Here is a 22,250-nt window from a genome sequence, read left to right as displayed (position 1 = left end):
TAACTATTTTCGGTGATAGAGCTAAATTTTAAAGGCGGTAAGATAAATAAACATAAACCAAAAAAATCATAACCTTACAAATTTTTTGATGGCATTTTTATACTCATCTTAAGTTTTGAATTACGTTTTCAGAGAGTTCATTGGCTTTTTCTAAATGATAAATATCGCCATACTGTATTTTATTCAATCAGCTCTATCTATCTAACATCAACTATTTTTATACTTATAATTATTCGTCGTTATCTTGGGGATGTATTACTACTCATTTATTTGATTAAAATATAAATGCTGAATCAATCGTAATTAAATCATTTCTTTAATAACAAAAATTACTGATGATTATATTCATCAGCAGGTAACTATTATTATAAGGTATGACCCAATTTAATGATTAGAGATATAAAAAAGGCTGATGAAGATTCATCAGCCTTTAATTTATCACTTACTAATTAATGTTTGGATTGAACGCTAAAATTAAACTTCGCCAGTGCGTGTGGTGTTATACGCTGCACTTTAGGATTTTCACTGATCACTTTCATTCCTGTTGGTAAAGAGTCAGTATCAACTTTCACAAGGAAATTCTTACCTTTCTTGTCTTTTACCCATTGATCAGGAATATGGTAACGACCAAATTGGTCGGTTTCGATCTTGATCCCTTCCGTGGTAATTAAACGAACTCCAGGAATACCATCTTCATAAATACCCACGTTTTCAATCACGATTTCCCAAACATATCCTGTTTTTGCTTGGTATAGATTACGTGTCACATTGAGGTTCTCCGCTGAAAGCCCTTGTTTGGTATCACCGGTTAATGTGCGCGTGATCTTACCATCAGTACCAAAGTGAACATGAGTACCGTTGTTTGTTGTTACGCTAAAGGCAAACGGTCTAGCTGTTGTCGTTTTGAAACGGATCACAGCTTTGTTACCTTGTTTCAAGGTTCGGTTTTGCGATTGGCCCATCAATGTTTTAACTGTAATACCACTGCTAATAGGTGCTGCTTGTTTCACATCACTCACTACTGTCGTTTTACCGTCATGCATTAAGGTTGTTGAATTAGCAACATAATCCCCTTTCGGTAAGTCCGTTTTTACAGTAATGCCTTTCGCTGTTGCATCGGCTTGGAAGCCATCGCCATTTAAGTCTTCAAATACTTTACCTATGATAGATGCGGTATCGAATAACTTATCCGCTTCAATTTCAACCACGGCTTTATCGATATTCGACTTATTTTCACCTCGGATCTGCGCAACAGCAGTATTCACATATTTACCAAATGTCACCCCAGTACTAACGCGCATTAAATAGCGGACACGTACTTTCTCGTTTGATTTCAGGTTAACCTTTCTAAAAGTTAATTGCCCTGACATCACAGGCTCTTGGCTTAGCGATTTATCATCTGGCGTACCAAACTCACCATCAGAACCACTATGTACGATTTGGGTAGAACCCGGCACATATTGAAAGCCTGCTGGATAATGGTCGATAACCGAGACATCATAGAAGTTCGCTTTATTGTCGTTCTCCACCATCACTTCATACTCAACCACATCACCCACTTGTGCTGTTGCTTTTGATGCTGTTTTTGTCAGCTTCAAGTCGTATTCTGGGAGCATAGGTTTTACTGTTGATGCTAGCTTTCCTATATTAATGTTACGAGGTGTCGCTTTTACTATTGCCTTGTTATCTAAATAAAAGGCAGCATAGTCGATAACATTCACTAAATTTTTATCTACTGTGGTCGTAAAGGTATAAACCACTTTACTGTGTGGAGCGATGTGCAATCCCGTTTGTACATCTTTACCATCAGTGTAACTACCTACCGTTGTACCACGTTCAGTTCCTGTCGCTTTCGTTACGATTTTCCAATCTGTGTAAGCTGGGATTTGACGACCGCTATAATCTGCAGTATTCACTTTTGAAAACTCACTCATAAAGCCAACATTGTTAGCAAATGCGTCCGTGTTATTTTCTAAAGTAATGGTATAAACCACGGTTCCACCAGGAACATAGATAAATTCGTCATCCCCCGTATTATTAGCATCATAGTCCGTTGTCGTAACAATAGTACCTGTAATATCAGGTTGTAATGGCGGTACAAAATTACTAGGAATATCCTGATCATTCACCGTTGCAATATTTTGCAAAGATCCATTGGCACTATCAACCACAGTACCAATTACTCTAAAGGTAATCGTCTGCTTTGGAGGCAGATCAAGTAAGAACTGAGTCTCTGTTTGCGCTTGAACCTGTGCGCCTTGTGGAACGGTCTCTACAACAAACTTTGTGCTGCCTTTTACAAAAGCAGGACCTATTGAGCCATCGCGGTATTTCACCTCTATCTCACTCATATCATCATTAACAACCATGTCATCAATCATGTTGTTCGATGTATTGGTGATGCTTAACTCAAAGCTTAAATCCTTATTAATAATGTAATGTGATTCAACACTTGCTTTGGTTGCTTCAAAACTAGTTTGCTCAGGCTTTACGGTTGCCGTTGACTCCTGCTTGTTCTCACCAACTGTTATACTCGCAGTGTTAGTAATATCATCGATAATATCATCAGCAGCAGTGCCTATTACGGTGAATATCACAGCATCTTGCGGCGCAATATCCATCACCACATTCACATCTTTATTTTCAGGTAAATCTTGCTTTAGTTTGTTTAAAGCGACATCCATCACTTTGGTGTTTTCATCACCAACGGCATAGCTCACTTTCCAATGTGTTAATGCTGGTGTTGATTGACCTAAGTTTGTTGTTGCTTCTATCTTGCTAATTAAATCTTCAAGTACCACATTTGTGGCAAACCCTGCCCCTGTATTTTTAACTTTAATTTCAAAACCAACTTCACCACCATTTTGGTAAGTTGGGTTCATTGCTTCTTTAGTTAAAACAACAGCCCCATCAATAGGCTCAATCGTTACTTCAGCTTGGTGATCTTCACTATCTTCATCAATTGCGTGTGCAACATTCGTAATAGAGCCAATCACGTTGTTATTCACATTCGCAGCAATATTGACCACCACAGACGAATTAGGCGCGATATCTAAAATGATTTTTTCATTACTTTGTTGCTTAACGACCTTGCTATCACCCAAGTCAGCAATGTTCGTCACTATCGAATTGGCATCAAAAGCACTGTCTGTTAATGGTGACGTTGATGTACCACCAGCAATATCAGCTTCAATTTTTGACACTTCATCGTTGATACTAACGCCTGTCGCCCAACTCGCTTGGGTGTTATTCACAGTCACGGTGTAATTCACGGTTTGACCCGGAACAAACTCACTAATATCAGCTGTTTTCTCAATCGTGATTTCAGATGCTTCTGGCGTGATAATCACTTCATTTGAAGCCGTATCATTTGCCATAGCGGTATTTGTAATATCACCGACAACGTCTGCAGCAACTGTTGCTTGAATAGTGATTTCGGCCTTACTGTTCGGCGCTAAATCGACTAACGCAGAAATACTGCCATCAGGATTTTTTTCAACAAAACCGTCACCTACAATTACTTTACCTGACGTTACTTTTATTGATGATTTATCAAATGCAGAGCCTTGTTTACCACCTGCGACATCCGCTTCAATGGCATCAATTGCATCCGTGACTTTTACGTCTGTTACCCATGCCTCTGATTTATTTTCAAGTGTTAGGGTATAAGTCATGATATCGCTAGGTACAAATGTAGATTTATTTACCGCTTTCTCAATCGTGAATTCACCCTCAATTGGATCAATCGTTACGGTTTGTGACGGTATATTTTTACTACCGGCATACGCTGTATTATCAATTGAACCAATGACGTTATCAGCAACGACTGCTTTTACTGTAAATGTCACCGAACCTTTGGGTTTTATATCTGCAATAGCATCAATATTATCTGTTGAATTACTTGTGACAAATGAACCCTCAGATGCTTTAGCATCCACTGATACAGAACTAAATGCAGCACCGCTTGTGGCTGATGTAGCATCATGAGCAATATCAGCCATGATAGTCGTTATTTCATCTTTAATAGGAAAATTATTGAGCCACGCCTCACCAATATTCTTAACCGTTATGGTGTAAGTCACTTCTTGCCCCGAAACAAAAGTGTCTTGATCAACAGTTTTTTGAATATCAAAATCACTGTTTTGTGGTGGAATAACTTCTGATGCATTATCTTTTCCATCCACCATCGCGTGATTTGAATCAATCACGCCTACAGCCATCTCTTTAATACTCCCTTCAACGGTAAAAATAACCGTTTGCTGTGGCGCGATATCAATTTCTGTATTCAATGTTTTGTTCACTAGTGGTGATTGCACAGGAACAAACGTATCGGGTAACCCGCTAACTCCACCTTCAACACGGTAGTTAATTTCATAATGACTATAAGCAGGTTCGTTCTTATCGCCTGCAACATCGACATTTACATCAGCGACAACATCCTTCACTTTAATATCATTAGCCCAATTCTTTGAATTGTTGGTTACCTTTATTTCGTACGTCACTTTTTGCTCAGGAGTATAAAAACTACTTGATGTAAAAGGCGTTTCATCAAGTTTGATCACAGCTTTTGATGAGCTTAGCTGTTTAGGTTCAGGTATTAGCGCTGCATCATCCTTCTTTTTACCAAAAACAGCAGTATTGGTAATTTCACCCAAAGCATCTTCACTAATGGTTGCGTCTACTAAAATCGTAATTTTTCCACTCTTCGGAGCAATAACAGCCTTAGATTTAATGTCTTGTTCGCCTGTTGTTACAGGAAGCGTAGTAATACCCCCTTCCGTTATTGGCACATTTACAGACCAAGCCTTAAACGGTGTCGCCTCAGGATCTTGCTTACCATCACCAGATAACTCAGCAACATTAGTAACAAGCTTACTCAATTCATCTTTTAATACTGTGTTGTAACTAGTACCGTAGCCTGTGTTTATCAATTCAATTTTGTACTGAATTGACTGCCTAGGAGCATAAGTGGAGATCTCTTTTCCATCAGAGTCCAGTGCTGTTTTAACCAACTCAATATCAGACGGTAGCATGTGAGAAACAGGTGATTTAGGTTTAATACGCTCGCCAATATTTGCCTCATTTTGGAATGTCCCCACAATGTTAGGCTTAATATGCGCTTTAATATTAAATGTCACAGTATTTAGCGCACCGATATCAACTGACGTATTCAAGTCTAAATCTGACGAATCAAAACCTGCGACGCGAGTGAAAGTATCTTTATGAACTATGCTGCTTTCAATTAGCACTTCATCAAAGACAGGCTCGTTATCCTTACCATCGAATGTTTTAGATGTAATTGCTGATAAATCATCTTTAATTGATAGATCATCAATATTGGCCTCACTTTTATTCGTCACCGTCACTTCATATTCGATGTAACCACCAGGCATATAACCTTTTAAATTCGGCAGCTTATTTTTTTCATCATCATAGTAAGCAAGGATTGTCTTTTTAGCTTCGAACTTACCCGTCACTGGGTTTGTAACAACTTCTGTTGTATTGCCATTAACATCAAGTGCATTGGTAATGGAGCCTACCGCATCTTTATTTACGGTTGCTTTTACCGTGTATACTGCTTTACCACCTAATGGGATGATGGTATCTGTCGTATCAAGGCTGCTATAAGGATCGTAACTACCGGGGTAGAACCAATCTTTATAATCCCCCGCATATTCATCTGATGTCCTAATGTTTGAAAATGCAGTTACTTCAATCCCATTGATATCTAAAACCTTTATATCTGCAATAAGATCTTTAATATGCACATTAAATGCGTGTGCTTTACCTGTATTTTCAACCGTCAATAAATACGTTAATTGTTGACCGGGCTTGTAACTTTTCTCTTGTGTTTGTTTAGTGATCTCAAGTTTTGGCTCGTAAGGCTCCACCACTAAATCAGAATCGTTATTAAAGGTAATATCACCCACAGCATCTTCACGGATCTTACCTGTTACGGTATAGATCACTTTCTCACCCGGAGCGACATCAATCACCGTATCGATATTCTTATTATCAGCAACGGTACCGTCTACCTTGCCATCTGTTGAAGTTGATGGTGCATCGTGAGTTTTTTTTGATTCTTTTTTTATAACGTCAACCGTGAATTCAGGACCAGATCCATGATCAAACGGATTACCTTCTGAGGTTGTACCGTCTTTATTAATGGTTTTAACTTTCAAGCCTTTTAGGTTCTCCAAAATGGCTTTGTTATTCATGTAGCCCAAGTTTGAAGAAGCCGTGACGGTATAAACGATTTCTGTTTTACCCGGAATATAATGAGATTCACTTAAATGACGCGTGATATTTCCACCGGTTGATGCTCGTTGTACCGATGCATCGGCATAAGCTGTGATCTCTTCCATTCGACCATTTTTAGGTGAACGATAAGTCACTTTAGCAACATTTTGTAGCCAATCATCAACCACATTGTCTTTAATGATGGCTGTAATTTGGTAAGTAACGCTATCACCGTCTTCACCTTTTGCCTTCAGTGAAATGTGATCACTTAAATCAACATTTGTATCAAATGCTTGATAACTACCACTACCGATCTGCTTGGTTATTTTCCAAGAACGATAGGGTGTTCCTGTCGTATCGGCGTCATGGTTATCACCATTATTTGCTAGTGCAATATCAAGGCCTGAGATCTGATCGCTAACAATGACATGATCAACTTGATGTGCACTGTTATTTACAACATGTACAGTCCAAGTGTACTTATCGCCAGGGTGGTAACGTTTAAAATCAGGATCGCCATACTTATAAATACTAACGCTATTACCCGTCACGCCGTCTTCTTTTACATCCACAGAGGCATCAAAATGTTCACCTGAATTGTCATCAACAGTTGCAACGTTAGTGATTATTCCTTTACCTATCGCATTATGAGACACAATCCCTTTAACGTGGATTCGAAGCGTTTGATGAGGAGCCAAATCAAAACGAGCACGATCTAAATCTTTCGTCCCGTTCACTGCCGAAGATTCCGAGTTAGGAAAACCAAACAGTTCAGTACCTTGACCGCGATCTGTCGTTGATGAGTTTTTATCATCATCAATCACTTCCCACCAAATTTTCCACGAATCAAAAATACCCAAACTAGAAATAGAATCAGTAACATGACCATCATTCACATAACCATCACGTTCGTAGTTTTCAATATCAATGGTGTAATCAAGTGGCTGATCAACGGTGTATGTTTCTGTTGAAACTAATTTACGTAAACGAATACGCGGCTCAGCAGGAACGACATCAACGTGAGTTGTTTTGATGACGTCACCTGTACGTGCCAATTCAGCTTGTGCCTGGTTAGTAAATTTTCCCCAAACCACGTGATCTTTACGACGAGGATCAATCTGTGCCGTTACAATAAATGTTACCGAGCCATCAGCTGGAACGTTAATAACGCTCTCTAAATCTTTATTATTTTCAGGCGCTGTAACAACTTCCGCCCCACCGTCAGTATCCGTTGATACTGTCCATGACGTGAATACAGGCACCTCTTCACCCGCTTTTTCAAGTAACTCAGCTTTTATTTGAGAAATAGCATCCGTCACAGTCACATTTTTGGCAAAGCCCGCTGGAGATGGATTGGTTACTTTAATGGTGTAAGTAAACTCATCATCCTTATAGCCGTAAGCACGCCACCCATCACGATTGGCGCCTTTAACATGCTTCTCTATGTTTAAATTTTCTAAACGAGGCGTAGTAATAACAGTAGATTTACCTTGTTGATTACCTTCACCAGCTACCGCCGTATTTTTAATGACACCCACAATATCTTTACGTGTCGTCGCGGTTACAATGTATTTCACTTCTTCATTGGGAAAGATCGTAGCTTTTACATTAATAGGATTTGTATTAAGTTGGTTATCTACATCAGCATTAGAATGCGTTCCTTGCTCTGTTTCGACATTAATATTGGTAAATGGGTAAACATTATTACCATTAACATCTTCAGCAGTAAGCGCAGCTAAGTCATCAACCACTGGAATATTCATCAATAAGCCATTTGAAGGGTTTTTGATAACAATGGTATAGGTAATATCTTGACCAGGTGTGAATTTGTCTTGATCAACCGATTTCTTGATCTGAATCTTACCTTTTGGCATATCAATGCCTGAACCCGATTCATTAAAATCATCACCACAAGCGTTGCTATCTTGAATATGGCCAATCGTCGTGTCTTTCACCTTCGCTTTAATCGTGTATTCAACAAAGGAACTTGGCGCTAAATCAACGACAAAGTTTATATCGCCTGTACGGTGAGTTTTTGGATCATTGGCTTTACCACCTGCATCAGTACCTTTATCGGTATTAGTTGCATAAATAGAATCGATATACCAGTACTCAAAAGGGGCTTCATCATTACCGGTTAATTGTGTCGTTTCAGGACATGTCATCAGCTTATCGGTGAGAGAAATATTATTGGCAAACTTGTTTTTTTGAGTATTTTCGACTTTTAGTTTGTAAGTGATCAGTTGCCCCGATGTGTACTCTTTCTCAACAACTTGCTTGGTATTTTTAGTCGTGGTTGATAACTGCGCCTTACTCGACACCGTATCTGTCGTGTTTACAACATGCTTTTGTGAGTCTAATAAGGTAGCTACATTTGATATATCACCAATCGCGACATCTTTGGTTTTTACATCGATAACGTAGGTAATTTTTCCCGCAGGAGGCAGAGTAATCACATCATTAAGATCTGTATTAGTTACAGTAGATGCTAAAGCTGACTCAGCGCTATTCTCAACCGTCGCATCAATAGACCATGAAGCCATTGGCGATTGATCTGTAATGTCTTGTTCTATCCAATGACTATTATCATCAACATTATTATTGGCTAATAAAGCAATAATCGACGAAATTTCATCAATAACATGATAATTACGTGCAGTCCCCGCATCAGGCGCATTTTCTACAACAATGGTAAATTTAGCATTTTTACCTGTTATATAATTCGCTGTTGCTGTTTTAGTAATGGAAACATTTGGTTGTAAATACTTCGTAATAACAGGTTCAATATCGAGCATAGGAAGAAACATCAATTTCTTCACTGTTACTTTTCCATCAGTACTAATATCACCTATCGCATTATTAACGGTCTTTGCTGTAATAATATATTTTACAGATTCAGAGGGAGCGATAGTAATATCAGTTGCTTCTAAATTACCCGTAGTGCTAAATGTACCCGCACTACTATTATCACCAATTTTTCCTACTTTATTTGAAACAGAAGAAAAAACTAATCCTTCACTTCCAGAATCTAAGTTAGTGGTAATATCAGCAATAAGTGCGCTTAATTTAACCTTTTTATAAACATGATCCGCCGAGTTATTTTTCATTGTTATTGTATATTTAACTGACGAACCTGAATCATAATTTTTAGTTGTATTAATAGATACAACTAAATCATCAACAATATTTGCTTGTGCTGATAGCACCGACAAACCTGTTATACATATCAATAAAGATAATATAAGTCTTACTAATTTTGAAAACAAATGCATAAGCTTCCCGTATATCTTCTTATCAATTATTACTACACTCTATTTCTGCTGACTAGGTGTCCTATGTATATAGGCTAACAAGGTAAAGATATAGGGTTAACTCATATGTTATGAATAACATTGAATCTGAAAATCAGAACAGAGAAAACGACAATAAAAGTAATTTATAACATGTGCAGAAAACAAGAGGTGAGAAAGTAAATAGCTAAAAAACAATCAGTTAAAAATAAAAAATTGATTATTTAAAATAAAAAAAACTAAAAATTTTCAAGTTTAAAAAAATCATGATGAAAGTTTAACTGCGCAAACTCTTTAAATAATAATTCTACACTATGATAGTCAGGTTAATACATGCTATTCACTATAGTTATCATGTACAGATAATCATGGCTATTTTTTGAAAAAGACAGTAGAAGAGATAAATAAATCATTATAACATCAAGGTTACAATATTAAATATATCTTAACGCTATTACCCTTGAAATATTCATTTGAAAAATCAGTCACTAATAAAATCATAAAAATTTAAACTTTAATTGTTTAACTTATCATTCATGCGTTATTTTCAGAACAATTAAGTAGAGCCTTAATCTTATATGACTTATATTATTTAATATCATTAACACTATAGATAATTGAGTATACTAACTGTGAAATTAAAACGTCTTTCTTTTACCTTTTTTAATTTTGCTATTGGCTTTTTTGCTATTGCTATCATTACTATTTTCATAACGCTTTCATCACAAAAAGTCAGCACTCAACTATTTAAATCTCACCTGAATTTTTTAGAGAATCAACGTTTTTATTCTTATATTAATGAAATAAAAAACATTTCAATATTATTGGATAATTTACAATACAATTTATCATATACCTGTGACCTGAATGATGTAACAGAGCTTGAAAAAATAAGTTATTACTCACCTCAAATTGCCTCCATCCAACTTACTACACATAGTGGTAAGAAGTGTAGCGATCACCGTGATAGGAGCTCACTGTATTCGCATCCACTTCAATATATTCCATTAGATCCTCAAATTATGCTGATTGCTAACAAAAATAATAGTCAGTCGATTCTGCAATACAACAAAAACATTATTGGTGGCACAATCACTGTTGATATAGTGCAACAGCCAAATAACCCACTACTAACTAAATTACCAAAAAATAGTTGGCTACAAATGATTGAAGGTAATCAAACCACACTATTTACTGGCGATCCAACAAGCGCGATCAGCAAAATATTCTCTAATGAACATGTTCGCGGAGATATTCAAAATATCATTGAGCCTATTTTAACGATGTCGTTAAATAACAAAGCGTGGTTAAAGTATTATTCAACCCCAACAGTTATTAATACTTACCGAGCACAGATACAACCCTATTTATTATTGTTACTAGCACTGTTTACATCCGCATTTATTTTCTTATGTTACCGCCGCTATCATAGTGCTAGCATCATCAAATTTTTGGTGGAAAATGCGATTAAACAAAATCACCTTATCCCCTATTACCAAGCCATTGTTGATGCCAATAAACAGCAGATTTGTGGCTACGAAGTATTGATCCGATGGGAAACTAAAAAAGGTAAAGTCATTTTTCCTGATGAGTTTATTCCGCAATGTGAAACAAATGGAGTCATCACTCCACTGACTTTCCAACTCATTAATACGGTTGCAAAAGATATTCGAAAACTGGAAATGCTGCATCAAGGAAAGCCTTTACCTTATTACTTCAGTATTAATTTGAGCGCAAGTGTTATACAAGACCCTAAACTGGTTGAAATCACACGAAATGCTTTACAACACTACAAAGTCAAAGCTCATAACTTAGCCTTTGAATTAACCGAGCGAGCTCCAATAAAAGACATCGAACTTGCCAGCCATGTATGCCAGAAACTTAATGATATGGGAATTCAAATCAAGCTCGACGATGTCGGTAATGGCTATTGTGATTTTCTGGCACTACAAAAACTACAAGCCACCACCATCAAAATCGATAAAATATTTATTGATGAACTAGATTGTAATAACAAAAATTCTATTGTGAGTTCATTGGTGGCGTTTGCTGATAAAGCAGAAGTTGAGGTAGTCGCAGAAGGCGTAGAAACCACCGAACAAGCAGAGTGTTTACTCACTATGGGAATTCACTATCACCAAGGTTTTCTTTATAGCAAACCACAACCATTCACTAATATATTAAAAATATATCAATCTAAAAACGTTATATAAATAACAGTTAGGCTATAAAAAAACACAGCTATAATTGCCGTGTTTTTTTGGTGGAGAATATTATCAAAAGCTCACTAAGCTACATGTAAACATGATACCGCATGTACATCACCACCTTGCAAAGTTGGTTTTTGCTTTGCACATAATGACGTTGAATTTGGACAACGGGTTCTAAATACACAGCCTGAAGGGGGATTCATTGGTGAAGGTAAATCTCCTTCCAATAATTCAATGTGCTTATTACGCTCAAGCTCTGGATCGGGAATAGGTACCGCAGACATTAAGGCCTTAGTATAAGGATGTTTAGGATCAGCAAATAATGCATCACTTTCACCCATCTCAACTGCGTTACCAAGATACATCACCAACACGCGATCAGAAATATGCTTCACAACCGAAAGATCATGGGCAATAAAGATCAAACTAAGACCCATCTCTTTTTGTAGCGATTTAAGTAGATTAACAACCTGAGCTTGAATCGATACATCAAGTGCTGATACCGGCTCGTCACAAATGATCATTTTAGGTTTTAAGATCAATGCACGCGCAATACCAATACGTTGACACTGTCCGCCAGAAAATTCATGAGGATAACGGTTTATCACGTTAGGTAATAAACCCACTTTAGCCATCATCGCTTGTACTTGTTGCTTCACATCATCCGCAGAAATCTTTGGATAAAATGCTTTTAATGGCTCTGCAATAATTTCCCCAACCGTCATACGTGGGTTTAATGATGCCAATGGATCTTGAAAGATCATTTGAATTTCTTTGCGTTTCTCTCTTAACGCTTCACGTTTCAACTTTGTCAAATCTTGACCAAGCCAAACCACTTGCCCATCCGTCGCTTCAACTAAGCCAATAACAGCACGAGCAAAAGTGGATTTACCACAACCTGACTCACCCACGACACCAAGTGTTTCACCTTCATAAATACGGATATTAACACCATCAACCGCTTTTAATTTAAGTGGTGGTGTCCATGGCCATGCTGATTTAGCAGCAATATTGAAGTGAACTTTAAGATCATTTACATCTAATAGTAATTTCTTTTCTGTGCTCATTACCATGCCCCCATATCAGAAAAACACGCACGTAAGCGACCATCATTGAACGGAGTTAAGATCGGCGACTCTTGTTTACAGCGTGCCGATACACGATGACATCGATCTTGGTATGGACACCCCGTAGGTAAACGTAATAAGTTCGGCGGATTTCCAGGAATAGTCGGTAACTCCTCGCCTTCAGTATCTAAACGAGGGATAGCACGTAGTAAACCTTCGGTATAAGGATGGCTTGGTTGATAGTAGATATCATTGATCTTACCGTATTCCATCGTTCGCCCGGCATACATCACAAGTACCTTGTCGCAGCTTCCCGCAACAACACCAAGATCATGAGTGATCATAATGATTGAAGTATTGAAATCTTTCTTCAAATCATTCAGCAATTCCATAATCTGTGCTTGGACGGTTACATCAAGTGCTGTTGTTGGCTCATCAGCAATCAACAACTTAGGACGACACAATAGCGCCATTGCGATCATCACACGCTGGCGCATACCACCTGAAAATTCATGTGGGTACATGCTAATCCGTTTACGTGCTTCTGGGATCTTAACCGCATCCAACATGCGAACAGACTCTTCAAACGCTTCAGACTTACTCATGTTTTTGTGCAGCATTAATACTTCCATGAGCTGATCGCTCACTTTCATATAGGGATTTAGCGATGTCATCGGGTCTTGGAAAATCATCGCGATTTGTTCTGCACGAATTTTATTCAGCGCCTTTTCAGGCATATTTAAAATTTCATTGCCTTCAAATTTAGCACTGCCACTGATCTTGCCGTTTTTGGCAAGTAACCCCATGATGGCAAAAACGGTTTGGCTTTTACCTGAACCTGATTCACCCACAATACCCAAGGTTTCGCCAAGGTTTAGAGAGAAATTTAAGTCATTAACTGCAGTTACAATACCATCTGGGGTAGTAAATTCGACACGCAGATCTTTTACATCTAATAAGCTCATATTACGTCCTTATAAATGAAACTAAGCATTGGAAACTTTATTATTGTTAACCATTTTGTTTCTTGCCTTGCTTCATCCTCTTATCTATCTTTTGGATCTAATGCGTCACGTAGACCGTCACCCACGTAGTTAAAACAGAACAATGTCACAACCATGAAGCTTGCAGGGAATATCAACTGCCAAATAGCCACTTCCATTGTTTGAGATCCTTCTTGTAACAGTGCGCCCCAACTGGTCATTGGCTCTTGTACCCCTAAGCCAAGGAAGCTAAGGAAAGATTCAGTCAAAATCATTGACGGAACAAGTAACGTTGAGTAAACCGCCACAATACCTAAAACGTTAGGCACAATATGGCGAGTGATAATACGCCAGCGACTCACGCCACAAACATGTGCGGCTTCAATAAACTCTTTGCCACGTAAAGACAGGGTTTGACCGCGAACAATTCGAGCCATGTCGAGCCATGAAATGGCACCAATCGCAATAAATATCAACATGATGTTACGACCAAAAAACGTCACTAAAACAATCACGAAGAACATAAATGGGATTGAATATAAAATCTCTAGAATACGCATCATAACGCGATCAGTTCGACCGCCAATGAATCCCGATGCTGCACCATAAAGCGTACCAATCACAACCGCGACTAATGCACCTAAAATCCCGACCATCAGTGAGATCCGCCCACCAATCAGGGTTCGAGTATATAAGTCACGTCCTAAACTATCAGTACCAAAAAAGTGTCCTTCAGCACCGAGTGATGGCGCGGCATGCAGCGCATACCAGTCAGTATCATCAAACGCATATTGGCTAAACATTGGGCCAAAAATAACGGCAAAGGTAATTAAAAATAAAATCGCTAAAGAAATCATTGCCGCTTTATTTCGCATGAAACGCACACGCGCATCTTGCCAAAGACTACGGCCTTCAATTTCCAAATTTTCTGAAAAGTTCTCTAAGGCTTCTACACTTTCTTTTTTCATTAACATCATAATTATTAGCCTCTTAGTAACGGATCTTAGGATCAATTGTTGCGAGAACAATATCCACAATGGCGTTAAAGATGATGGTTAATGAACCAATCAAAATAGTAATACCAAGTACTAACGAATAGTCACGGTTAAACGCTGCATTAACGAATAACTTACCAATACCCGGTAAACCAAAAATGGTTTCGATAACGACAGAGCCCGTGATGATGCCAACAAAAGCAGGTCCCATATAAGAAACAACAGGAAGAAGTGCAGGCTTTAAAGCGTGTTTAATGACGATATAAGGGTAACTTAAACCTTTCGCACGCGCTGTACGAATGAAGTTACTATTTAACGTTTCAATCATGCTACCACGAGTAATACGGGCAAACGTGGCGACGTAGAGAAGCGCCATACCAAACATCGGTAGCAACACAAATTTTGTAGAGCCGTCTTGCCAACCACCCGCAGGTAGCCACTGCAGCTTAATCGAGAATATGTAGATAAGAACAGGTGCGAGAATGAAGGACGGCATGACCACTCCCGCCATCGCAGTGGACATAATGGTATAATCGAGCCAGGTATTTTGTTTCAATGCTGCAATAGTGCCAACAGCTACCCCCATCACTAATGCAAAAATAAAGGCGAAAAAGCCAATTTTTGCCGAAACAGGTAAGGCTTTTGCCACCAACTCGTTAACGGTGAAATCTTTGTATTTAAAAGACGGACCAAAATCACCTTGGACAATATTGCCAAGATAGGTGGTGTATTGCTGTAAAACTGGTTTATCTAAGCCGTATTTCGCTTCGATATTTGCCATAACCTCTGGTGGAAGTGGACGATCACTTGAAAAAGGATTTCCTGGCGCAAAGCGCATCAAGAAAAAAGAAATTGTGATCAATACCAAGAGTGTCGGTATGGCTTCTAAAATCCGTTTAGCTATGAATTTAAACATAAACGCTACCGTAATTGCTGTGAGTGCAAAGAGCAGCCTCCATTCCCCGAAGGCTGCATATTATTATTTTTATTTAGTGCGAATTATTTCGCTGTGAAGTACATATCTTTTGAGTAGATATTATCTTCTGGGTTTTCCATTGGGTAACCACCTAATTGAGGGTTAACCAAACGCGCATTAACATAGTGGTAGATAGGCATGATAGGCATATCTGCAGCAAGTTGCGCTTCTGCCTGTTTATAATCAGCCGCTCGCTGTGCATCTGATTTTGCTAGAATTGCATCATCGATCGCTTTGTCATATGCCACACTAGAGTATTTCGGATAGTTTTGTGAGTGACCACTATGCATAATAGCTAGGAATGTCGATGCTTCATTGTAATCACCACACCAGCCGGCACGTGAAACATCAAAGTTACCTTGACGTTTAGCGTCGAGGTAGCTCTTCCACTCTTGGTTTTCTAGCATTGCAGTAACACCTAAACCTTTTTTCCACATTGAAGCTATCGCAACAGCCACTTTCTTGTGGTTTTCAGATGTGTTGTAAAGCAGGCTAAATTTCAGAGGATTATTTTGGTCGTAACCCGCCGCTTTCAATAGCTCTTTTGCTTTCGCTAAACGTTGCTTTTGATCTAGCTTCGAGTACTCTGGCATATCAACATCTAAGCCATTGGTTGCCAATGGTGTAAAGTTGTAAGCTGGCGTTTCACCTTTACCTACGATAAATTTCGCCAGTACATCACGATCAATAGCATATGACAGTGCTTTACGTACGTTTGCATCATCAAAAGGTTTACGCGTCATATTAAATTCGTAGTAGTACGAACATAGGTATGGCGTAACTTTTACATCTTGTGGATATTCTTTTTGCAGACGCTTAAAGTGCTCGTTTGGCATTTCATACGTCATATCTAGCTCACCCGCTAAGAAGCGGTTCATTGCAGCAACTTGGTTTTCAATCGGTAAGAACGTTACTTTGTTAATAACGGTATCTTTGTTGTCCCAGTAATTTTCATTACGAGTTAACACAATACGCTCGTTAACGACCCACTTATCGAGTTTATAAGCACCGTTTGATACGTAGTTACCTACTTTTGTCCAATCATCACCAAACTTTTCAACCGCTTTTTGGTTTACTGGTTTCATTGAAGTGTGAACAAGCATTGATGCAAAGTAAGACACTGGTTTATCCAATGTTACTTTTAAAGTATGTGTATCAACCGCTTCAACGCCTAATGTATCTGCTGGTTTTTTCCCTGCAATAATATCTTCAGCGTTTGCCATTGTTGTCATTTGAATATATGACGCATAAGGAGATGCTGTTTTTGGATCCGCTAAACGGCGCCATGTATAAACAAAATCATCCGCAGTAACAGGATCACCATTAGACCATTTTGCATCTTCACGAAGGTGGAAGATCCAAGTTTTATTATCAGCTGTTTCCCACGACTTAGCGGCACCTGGTACTAAGTTACCTTTACTGTCTTGGTTTACTAACCCTTCAAGTAAATCACGAATAACATTTGATTCAGGTACACCTGATACTTTTTGAGGATCTAGCGATTCTGGCTCTGTTCCATTACCGCGAACAAGTTCTTGCTTATCAGCAAGTTTTACATCGGATGGAACTTGTGCCGCAAAAGAAGAAAAAGAAGTGGCGGCTACGGCAAAACTTGCACTCATCATGAGTGCTTGAGTGATTTTATTCTTGTACATGCATTACTCCAATACATCAGTTTATTACGTCCGTGACGTTCTTCATTTGGCTACTCTAGATAGCTTTATTGGCTGGTTTTTATCCTAAAACAATCCAATCAAACCGAAGAATTATTCAAAACGTTACCAGAACATAACTATATTTACCATATTTTAACAATTGAAAGCTTCTTTATGCTAAGAAGATCACTATTCATTAGTTTTAAACACTATTAATGACAATGTAATTAACGTTTCATTTTTACAAACACTTAAAAAACAGAAAATAACACTACATAAAACCAATAATTAACCTAAAAAGCAGTAAATAAACTCAAATAAAACCAAAACGACAGATCATAAAACCTACAAAACTAAACACAAACACAACATAATATTTACATTTTTGTTTCACGCACAAAAAAAGCACCGATACTATCGATGCTTTTTTGTTCAAAAATTATGGGGGAATTACTTATTTTCGCTATCTAATTTAATCAATTGTTTATCTTCATTAACTGATTGTTCTCTTTGCTCTAATAGCAATTGCGACTCATCATCCTCTGGCTGATCTGTCATGCCTATATCATGCATAATTTGTTTCATTTTTTTATTAGATACGCGTCTGTGCTTCATTGAACCCTCCGCTGTCAAGCTATGCCAGTAGACCTCAACTACCACTTGTCCTGCTTGGTCTAACACCAGCAACTAATTTCTATTTAATAACTAACCGCACTTAAAATATGGCACACATCTACACAGTTCGCCTCTAATCTGTCATAAAACTTTATTTCTTATTTTTTAAATAACTAAAAATGATTAACAATTTTACTGATAGATAGTTTTATTATATCGACATATTTATCCATAATTTCACATACAAAACGTAAAAAAGAGGGGTAATATTATTAATGTAAAGTATTTATGCTTAATTTTAAAAACATTAAAGAATAACCCCCTTCAATTCTATTTAAAGAGTATTTTATGAGACCAGTAGGTTGTGCGTCACGCCCAAGTCCATCACGTTTTCGCCCTAATTACGTCCCATCTAGCGTGATAACACGTGATAAGAACAAGAAGAATAACCAATCGCAATAACCTAGAACCATCTACTGTTTTATAAGTAAAAAAAAGGAGCCTTTCGGCTCCTTTTCTTTTTATTCATTCGCTATTTCCAACGATCAGCGGCTGATGTATCCGTTTCTCGAGCATCTACCCAACGGCTTTGCTCTGGTGTTTGTTCTTTTTTCCAAAACGGTGCTCGGGTTTTCAAAAAGTCCATAATGAACTCACACGCTTCAAAAGCAGCACCGCGGTGAGCGCTTGTTACGCCCACAAACACAATCTGATCACCTAATGCCAAATCACCTACACGATGAATGACACGTGTTTTAAGCAATGGCCAACGTTGGTGAGCTTGATCAACTATCTCTTGAAGCGATTTTTCCGTCATTCCCGGATAATGCTCTAAAGATAGCCCCGTTACGGCATCACCTTGGTTAAAGTCACGTACTTTACCGATAAAAGTTACAACAGCGCCAGCTTCAGTGCCTTCCGCTAATTTTTCATATTCATCAGCAACAGAGAAATCATCGAACTGAACAGAAATCATTACTTATCCCCCTGTTACTGGTGGGAAAAATGCTACTTCGTCACCATCAGTTAATGGTGTATCTAGTGAACAAATAGTTTGATTAACAGCAACAAGTAACTTGCCTGATTCTAATGCCAATTGCCATTTGTCACCACGTGTTGCCAATGCCTCTCTCAATGCATCAGCAGTAGAGTAAACCGCGTCAACTTCAAGGCTATCAGTACCTACAAGCTCTTTAACTTGTGCAAAAAAGAGAACCTTAATCATGCTTCTACCTTAAAGTGACCTGATTTACCGCCTGTTTTTTCTAACAGACGCACTTGGCTAATCACCATATCTTTTTGTACTGCTTTACACATATCGTAAATCGTTAATGCGGCAACAGAAGCTGCTGTTAATGCTTCCATCTCTACACCCGTCTTACCCGCTAGCTTACAACAAGATTCAATACGGACTTTGTTTTCAGCTGGAATAGCTTCTAACTGTACTTCAACTTTCGAAAGTAGCAACGGGTGACAAAGTGGGATCAGATCCCAAGTTTTTTTCGCCGCTTGAATGCCTGCAATACGCGCTGTTGCGAACACATCACCTTTATGGTGCTGACCTGACACAATAAGCTCTAATGTTTCGGCTGCCATGTGAACAAAAGCTTCTGCGCGCGCTTCACGAACGGTTTCTGCTTTAGCAGAAACATCAACCATGTTGGCTTCACCTGATGCATTAATATGTGTAAATTGATTCATTATTTAATCGTTCCTCAACGAAGCGATACGGAGCCTAGTAGAGATATGTATCTCAACTAAGCTCAATAAAAGTAGGAAAAGTAGACTGAATTAACCGCCAATGGATGCTAGGTTTGGCGTCATACCTGTTTTGCCTTCATCCAAGAAATGGCTAACCGCTTTTTCACCCAGCCCTGCTTGAATACGTGCAATTAATGATTCTTTTTGATCATCACTTGCCAGTAAATCACGCAACTCAACACCTTGTTCACCAAACAAACAAAGATGTAATTTGCCTTTCGCAGAAATTCGTAAACGGTTGCAGCTTTGACAGAAATTCTTTTCGTAAGGCATGATCAAGCCAATTTCGCCCATATAATCGGGGTGACAAAAAACTTGTGCTGGGCCGTCATTACTACCTTTAATTTTCAGTAGCCAACCATTAGCGATCAAATGATTACGAATACTCACCCCTGAAAGGTGATGGTTTTGAAAAAGACTATCCATTTCGCCAGTTTGCATCAATTCGATAAAACGTAATTGAATTGGGCGAGTTTTAATCCACTCTAAAAACTTAGGTAGTTCTTGTGAATTAAGGTCTTTAAGAAGTACCGTATTGATTTTAACTTGCTCAAAGCCGGCATCAAAAGCCGCATCAATACCATCCATTACCTGATGGAACATATTCTCACCGGTAATTTGATAAAACATCTTAGGATCAAGACTATCAACACTCACATTGATATGCCTTAAGCCAGCATCGCGCCATTCGTGGACGTGCTTAGCCATACGGTAACCATTAGTGGTTGTCGCTACTTTATTGATCCCAGGGATTTCAGCTACCGTTTTGATAATATCAGTAAAATCACGACGTAAGCTCGGCTCACCACCTGTGATACGTATTTTACTGGTGCCACACTCAGCAAACGCTGAGGCAACTCGCTGAATCTCATCCAATGTTAAAAAGGAAGGTTTTTTCTTTTCTGTTGGATGATAGCCATCTGGCAAGCAATAGGTACATTTGAAGTTACAGACATCTGTAACAGAGAGTCGCAAGTAATAAAACTTACGATGGAAACTATCTTCTAATTGTTTCGCCACGGAACACCTTTCCAAATACGGGAGGTCAATTCATTTCTAAATAAACCCTGGTGACAAATCGTCACTGGCATTAATCACCTATCAACTTTTGAACGTATATATTAATGTCCAACATCGCTTAGTAACTTAGTGAAAAATGCTCGGAGTTATGGCAGTTATGCAAAGCAAATCGTTCCTTGAGAGAATATTACACAACAGCATTTCTTAATATAAAAGTATCAGAGTTTTTCCATATTTGACAAATATTGGAAAAAAACAGTCTCTATTCTACCTTTCGAGTAGGATCACGACAATACTAGTTAATAATTTAAGCCGCAATTTACCAATAAAAGTGAGGATATTATGGCAAATATAATGGAATCGGCTTCAATCGAAGATATCGCACTCTATTTACAACGAGAAGATGGTATTGATGCAGACTCAGCACAAAATGCTGCACAGCAAGTCGTTGATGGTTTTATAGATATGCGTGATAAAGGACTCATAAAAGGTTGGTATTTTGATGAGTTAGGCCATTTAGAACTGCTTCCTACCGAATCGGCATTATCAATAATTGAGCGTCAAAAATGACATTAAACTAATGTGATTTTGCAAATGTTGATTTTCAAACTGCAATCAATATTAAGTCTGATTAACTTAATATTGAGTCAAGAATGGGCGTACTTCGATTAAAAAGCTCATAAAGTCAACGACAAAGCCATGTGAACGCCTTAGCTTTTAGTCGGCATCAGTTTTGCAATGTCTATATAACTAGGCATTGCAAATCTTACTATGGAGTTCATTATGGCTAAAGTATTACCGCTACTTTTTCAAAAGCGCCATGTTCTTCCTTCTGGTCGGATGCAAATCTATATCTCACCAGTAGATCAAACACCCACCCTGAAAGCTGCACTCGCTTCAACAGATGGATTAGGCATCTGTATGTATAGCGACAAAAAGGAAGCTCAACATTTATTTCATATCGGTACTCGTGTCACGATTGATGATTTCAATCAAGAAAGAGGTTCTCCGTTAATAAAGCTTACCGTTTCGGGTCATAACAACTTTAAGATCCAGTCGATAAAACAAACAACGGATGGTGTATTTTGGGGAGAGACAACGTCTTTACCCTGCTGGGAAGAGATCGCAATCAATAAAGAACAACAATTACTTGCGATTCGTCTAAAGAAAATGTTTGAGAAATTCCCTGATCTTGATGAACTCTACAAATCCAAAGACTTCAATAACCTCAGCTGGCTATGTCAACGTTGGTTAGAAATACTACCGTTACCTACTGTCGATAAGCAGCATTTACTTAATAAGCCAACCTGTTTGAATACATACGATTATTTAATGAGCATGATTAAAACGAGCCACTAACCTTTTTTATGTGAGATATCACAGGTAATTTACACAGCAACAAATGCAACATAATACTTTATTTGCTAATCTAATTTCT

The 22,250-nt window shown here is 38.2% G+C and carries 14 protein-coding genes and 1 riboswitch; of the genes, 3 read left to right on the top strand and 11 right to left on the bottom strand.

Features of this window, described 5'->3' with window-relative positions; genetic code table 11:
• Nucleotides 1-449: 449 nt before the first annotated feature.
• A complete protein-coding gene (locus BTO08_RS02930) occupies nucleotides 450-9,446 on the bottom strand; it encodes a DUF11 domain-containing protein (protein ID WP_105059827.1) in 8,997 nt (2,998 codons plus the stop codon).
• Nucleotides 9,447-10,162: 716 nt separating this feature from the next.
• Between BTO08_RS02930 and BTO08_RS02925 the strand changes: the two genes are divergently transcribed.
• A complete protein-coding gene (locus tag BTO08_RS02925; protein ID WP_105059826.1) occupies nucleotides 10,163-11,743 on the top strand; it encodes an EAL domain-containing protein in 1,581 nt (526 codons plus the stop codon).
• A gap of 74 nt (nucleotides 11,744-11,817) precedes the next feature.
• On the opposite strand, the gene oppF is transcribed toward BTO08_RS02925, so the two are convergent.
• The 10 genes from oppF to moaA all read right to left on the bottom strand — a co-directional run bounded on the left by oppF (nucleotide 11,818) and on the right by moaA (nucleotide 20,827).
• The gene (gene oppF / locus BTO08_RS02920) at nucleotides 11,818-12,807 is read right to left on the bottom strand and encodes a murein tripeptide/oligopeptide ABC transporter ATP binding protein OppF (RefSeq protein ID WP_105059825.1); all 990 of its coding nucleotides are present in this window, start codon (nucleotides 12,805-12,807) and stop codon (nucleotides 11,818-11,820) included.
• Nucleotides 12,807-13,772, bottom strand: a complete 966-nt coding sequence (locus BTO08_RS02915; RefSeq protein ID WP_105059824.1) for an ABC transporter ATP-binding protein — start codon at nucleotides 13,770-13,772, stop codon at nucleotides 12,807-12,809. The genes oppF and BTO08_RS02915 overlap by 1 nt, the downstream gene beginning before the upstream one ends.
• 80 nt (nucleotides 13,773-13,852) lie before the next feature.
• Nucleotides 13,853-14,764 (bottom strand): oligopeptide ABC transporter permease OppC, encoded by a 912-nt coding sequence (gene oppC, locus BTO08_RS02910; RefSeq protein WP_105061299.1) that lies wholly within the window; start codon nucleotides 14,762-14,764, stop codon nucleotides 13,853-13,855.
• A 16-nt stretch (nucleotides 14,765-14,780) separates the two neighbouring features.
• A complete protein-coding gene (oppB, locus tag BTO08_RS02905; protein ID WP_105059823.1) occupies nucleotides 14,781-15,701 on the bottom strand; it encodes an oligopeptide ABC transporter permease OppB in 921 nt (306 codons plus the stop codon).
• Between the two features lie 83 nt (nucleotides 15,702-15,784).
• Nucleotides 15,785-17,416 carry an ABC transporter substrate-binding protein gene (locus tag BTO08_RS02900; RefSeq protein WP_105059822.1) on the bottom strand — a complete coding sequence of 544 codons (1,632 nt, stop codon included), beginning with the start codon at nucleotides 17,414-17,416 and terminating at the stop codon, nucleotides 15,785-15,787.
• A gap of 450 nt (nucleotides 17,417-17,866) precedes the next feature.
• On the bottom strand, nucleotides 17,867-18,031 hold the full coding sequence (locus BTO08_RS02895) for a hypothetical protein (RefSeq protein ID WP_242446226.1): 165 nt from the start codon (nucleotides 18,029-18,031) through the stop codon (nucleotides 17,867-17,869).
• 532 nt (nucleotides 18,032-18,563) lie between these two features.
• Nucleotides 18,564-19,007 (bottom strand): molybdopterin synthase catalytic subunit MoaE, encoded by a 444-nt coding sequence (gene moaE / locus BTO08_RS02890; RefSeq protein ID WP_105059821.1) that lies wholly within the window; start codon nucleotides 19,005-19,007, stop codon nucleotides 18,564-18,566.
• Between the two features lie 3 nt (nucleotides 19,008-19,010).
• On the bottom strand, nucleotides 19,011-19,256 hold the full coding sequence (gene moaD, locus BTO08_RS02885; protein ID WP_045083345.1) for a molybdopterin synthase sulfur carrier subunit: 246 nt from the start codon (nucleotides 19,254-19,256) through the stop codon (nucleotides 19,011-19,013).
• The gene (gene moaC, locus BTO08_RS02880) at nucleotides 19,253-19,732 is read right to left on the bottom strand and encodes a cyclic pyranopterin monophosphate synthase MoaC (protein ID WP_005368821.1); all 480 of its coding nucleotides are present in this window, start codon (nucleotides 19,730-19,732) and stop codon (nucleotides 19,253-19,255) included. The genes moaD and moaC overlap by 4 nt, the downstream gene beginning before the upstream one ends.
• Before the next feature lie 90 nt (nucleotides 19,733-19,822).
• Entirely contained in the window at nucleotides 19,823-20,827 is a 1,005-nt protein-coding gene (gene moaA, locus BTO08_RS02875) for a GTP 3',8-cyclase MoaA (protein WP_198038403.1), read from the bottom strand.
• A riboswitch (molybdenum cofactor riboswitch) is annotated at nucleotides 20,801-20,970 on the bottom strand. Its footprint overlaps the gene before it by 27 nt.
• Nucleotides 20,971-21,154: 184 nt before the next feature.
• On the opposite strand from moaA, the gene BTO08_RS02870 reads away from it, so the two are divergent.
• Both BTO08_RS02870 and BTO08_RS02865 read left to right on the top strand, forming a co-directional pair.
• The gene (locus BTO08_RS02870; RefSeq protein ID WP_045151949.1) at nucleotides 21,155-21,382 is read left to right on the top strand and encodes a hypothetical protein; all 228 of its coding nucleotides are present in this window, start codon (nucleotides 21,155-21,157) and stop codon (nucleotides 21,380-21,382) included.
• A 213-nt stretch (nucleotides 21,383-21,595) separates the two neighbouring features.
• Nucleotides 21,596-22,171 carry an LON peptidase substrate-binding domain-containing protein gene (locus BTO08_RS02865; protein WP_105059819.1) on the top strand — a complete coding sequence of 192 codons (576 nt, stop codon included), beginning with the start codon at nucleotides 21,596-21,598 and terminating at the stop codon, nucleotides 22,169-22,171.
• Nucleotides 22,172-22,250: the final 79 nt, after the last annotated feature.

This window comes from Photobacterium angustum, assembly GCF_002954615.1.
Classification (GTDB): domain Bacteria; phylum Pseudomonadota; class Gammaproteobacteria; order Enterobacterales; family Vibrionaceae; genus Photobacterium; species Photobacterium angustum_A.
The sequence above is the reverse complement of the archived record's forward strand: the minus strand, read 5'-3'. Positions and strand labels throughout refer to the sequence as shown.

Bases quoted from the DNA above. Each gene is read 5' to 3' on its own strand.
- moaE (WP_105059821.1), bottom strand. From the start codon at position 19,007: ATGATTTCTGTTCAGTTCGATGATTTCTCTGTTGCTGATGAATATGAA.
- moaD (WP_045083345.1), bottom strand. From the start codon at position 19,256: ATGATTAAGGTTCTCTTTTTTGCACAAGTTAAAGAGCTTGTAGGTACT.
- moaC (WP_005368821.1), bottom strand. From the start codon at position 19,732: ATGAATCAATTTACACATATTAATGCATCAGGTGAAGCCAACATGGTT.
- BTO08_RS02870 (WP_045151949.1), top strand. From the start codon at position 21,155: ATGGCAAATATAATGGAATCGGCTTCAATCGAAGATATCGCACTCTAT.
- BTO08_RS02900 (WP_105059822.1), bottom strand. From the start codon at position 17,416: ATGTACAAGAATAAAATCACTCAAGCACTCATGATGAGTGCAAGTTTT.
- oppB (WP_105059823.1), bottom strand. From the start codon at position 15,701: ATGTTTAAATTCATAGCTAAACGGATTTTAGAAGCCATACCGACACTC.
- BTO08_RS02865 (WP_105059819.1), top strand. From the start codon at position 21,596: ATGGCTAAAGTATTACCGCTACTTTTTCAAAAGCGCCATGTTCTTCCT.
- oppF (WP_105059825.1), bottom strand. From the start codon at position 12,807: ATGAGCACAGAAAAGAAATTACTATTAGATGTAAATGATCTTAAAGTT.
- BTO08_RS02895 (WP_242446226.1), bottom strand. From the start codon at position 18,031: ATGAAGCACAGACGCGTATCTAATAAAAAAATGAAACAAATTATGCAT.
- BTO08_RS02915 (WP_105059824.1), bottom strand. From the start codon at position 13,772: ATGAGCTTATTAGATGTAAAAGATCTGCGTGTCGAATTTACTACCCCA.
- oppC (WP_105061299.1), bottom strand. From the start codon at position 14,764: ATGTTAATGAAAAAAGAAAGTGTAGAAGCCTTAGAGAACTTTTCAGAA.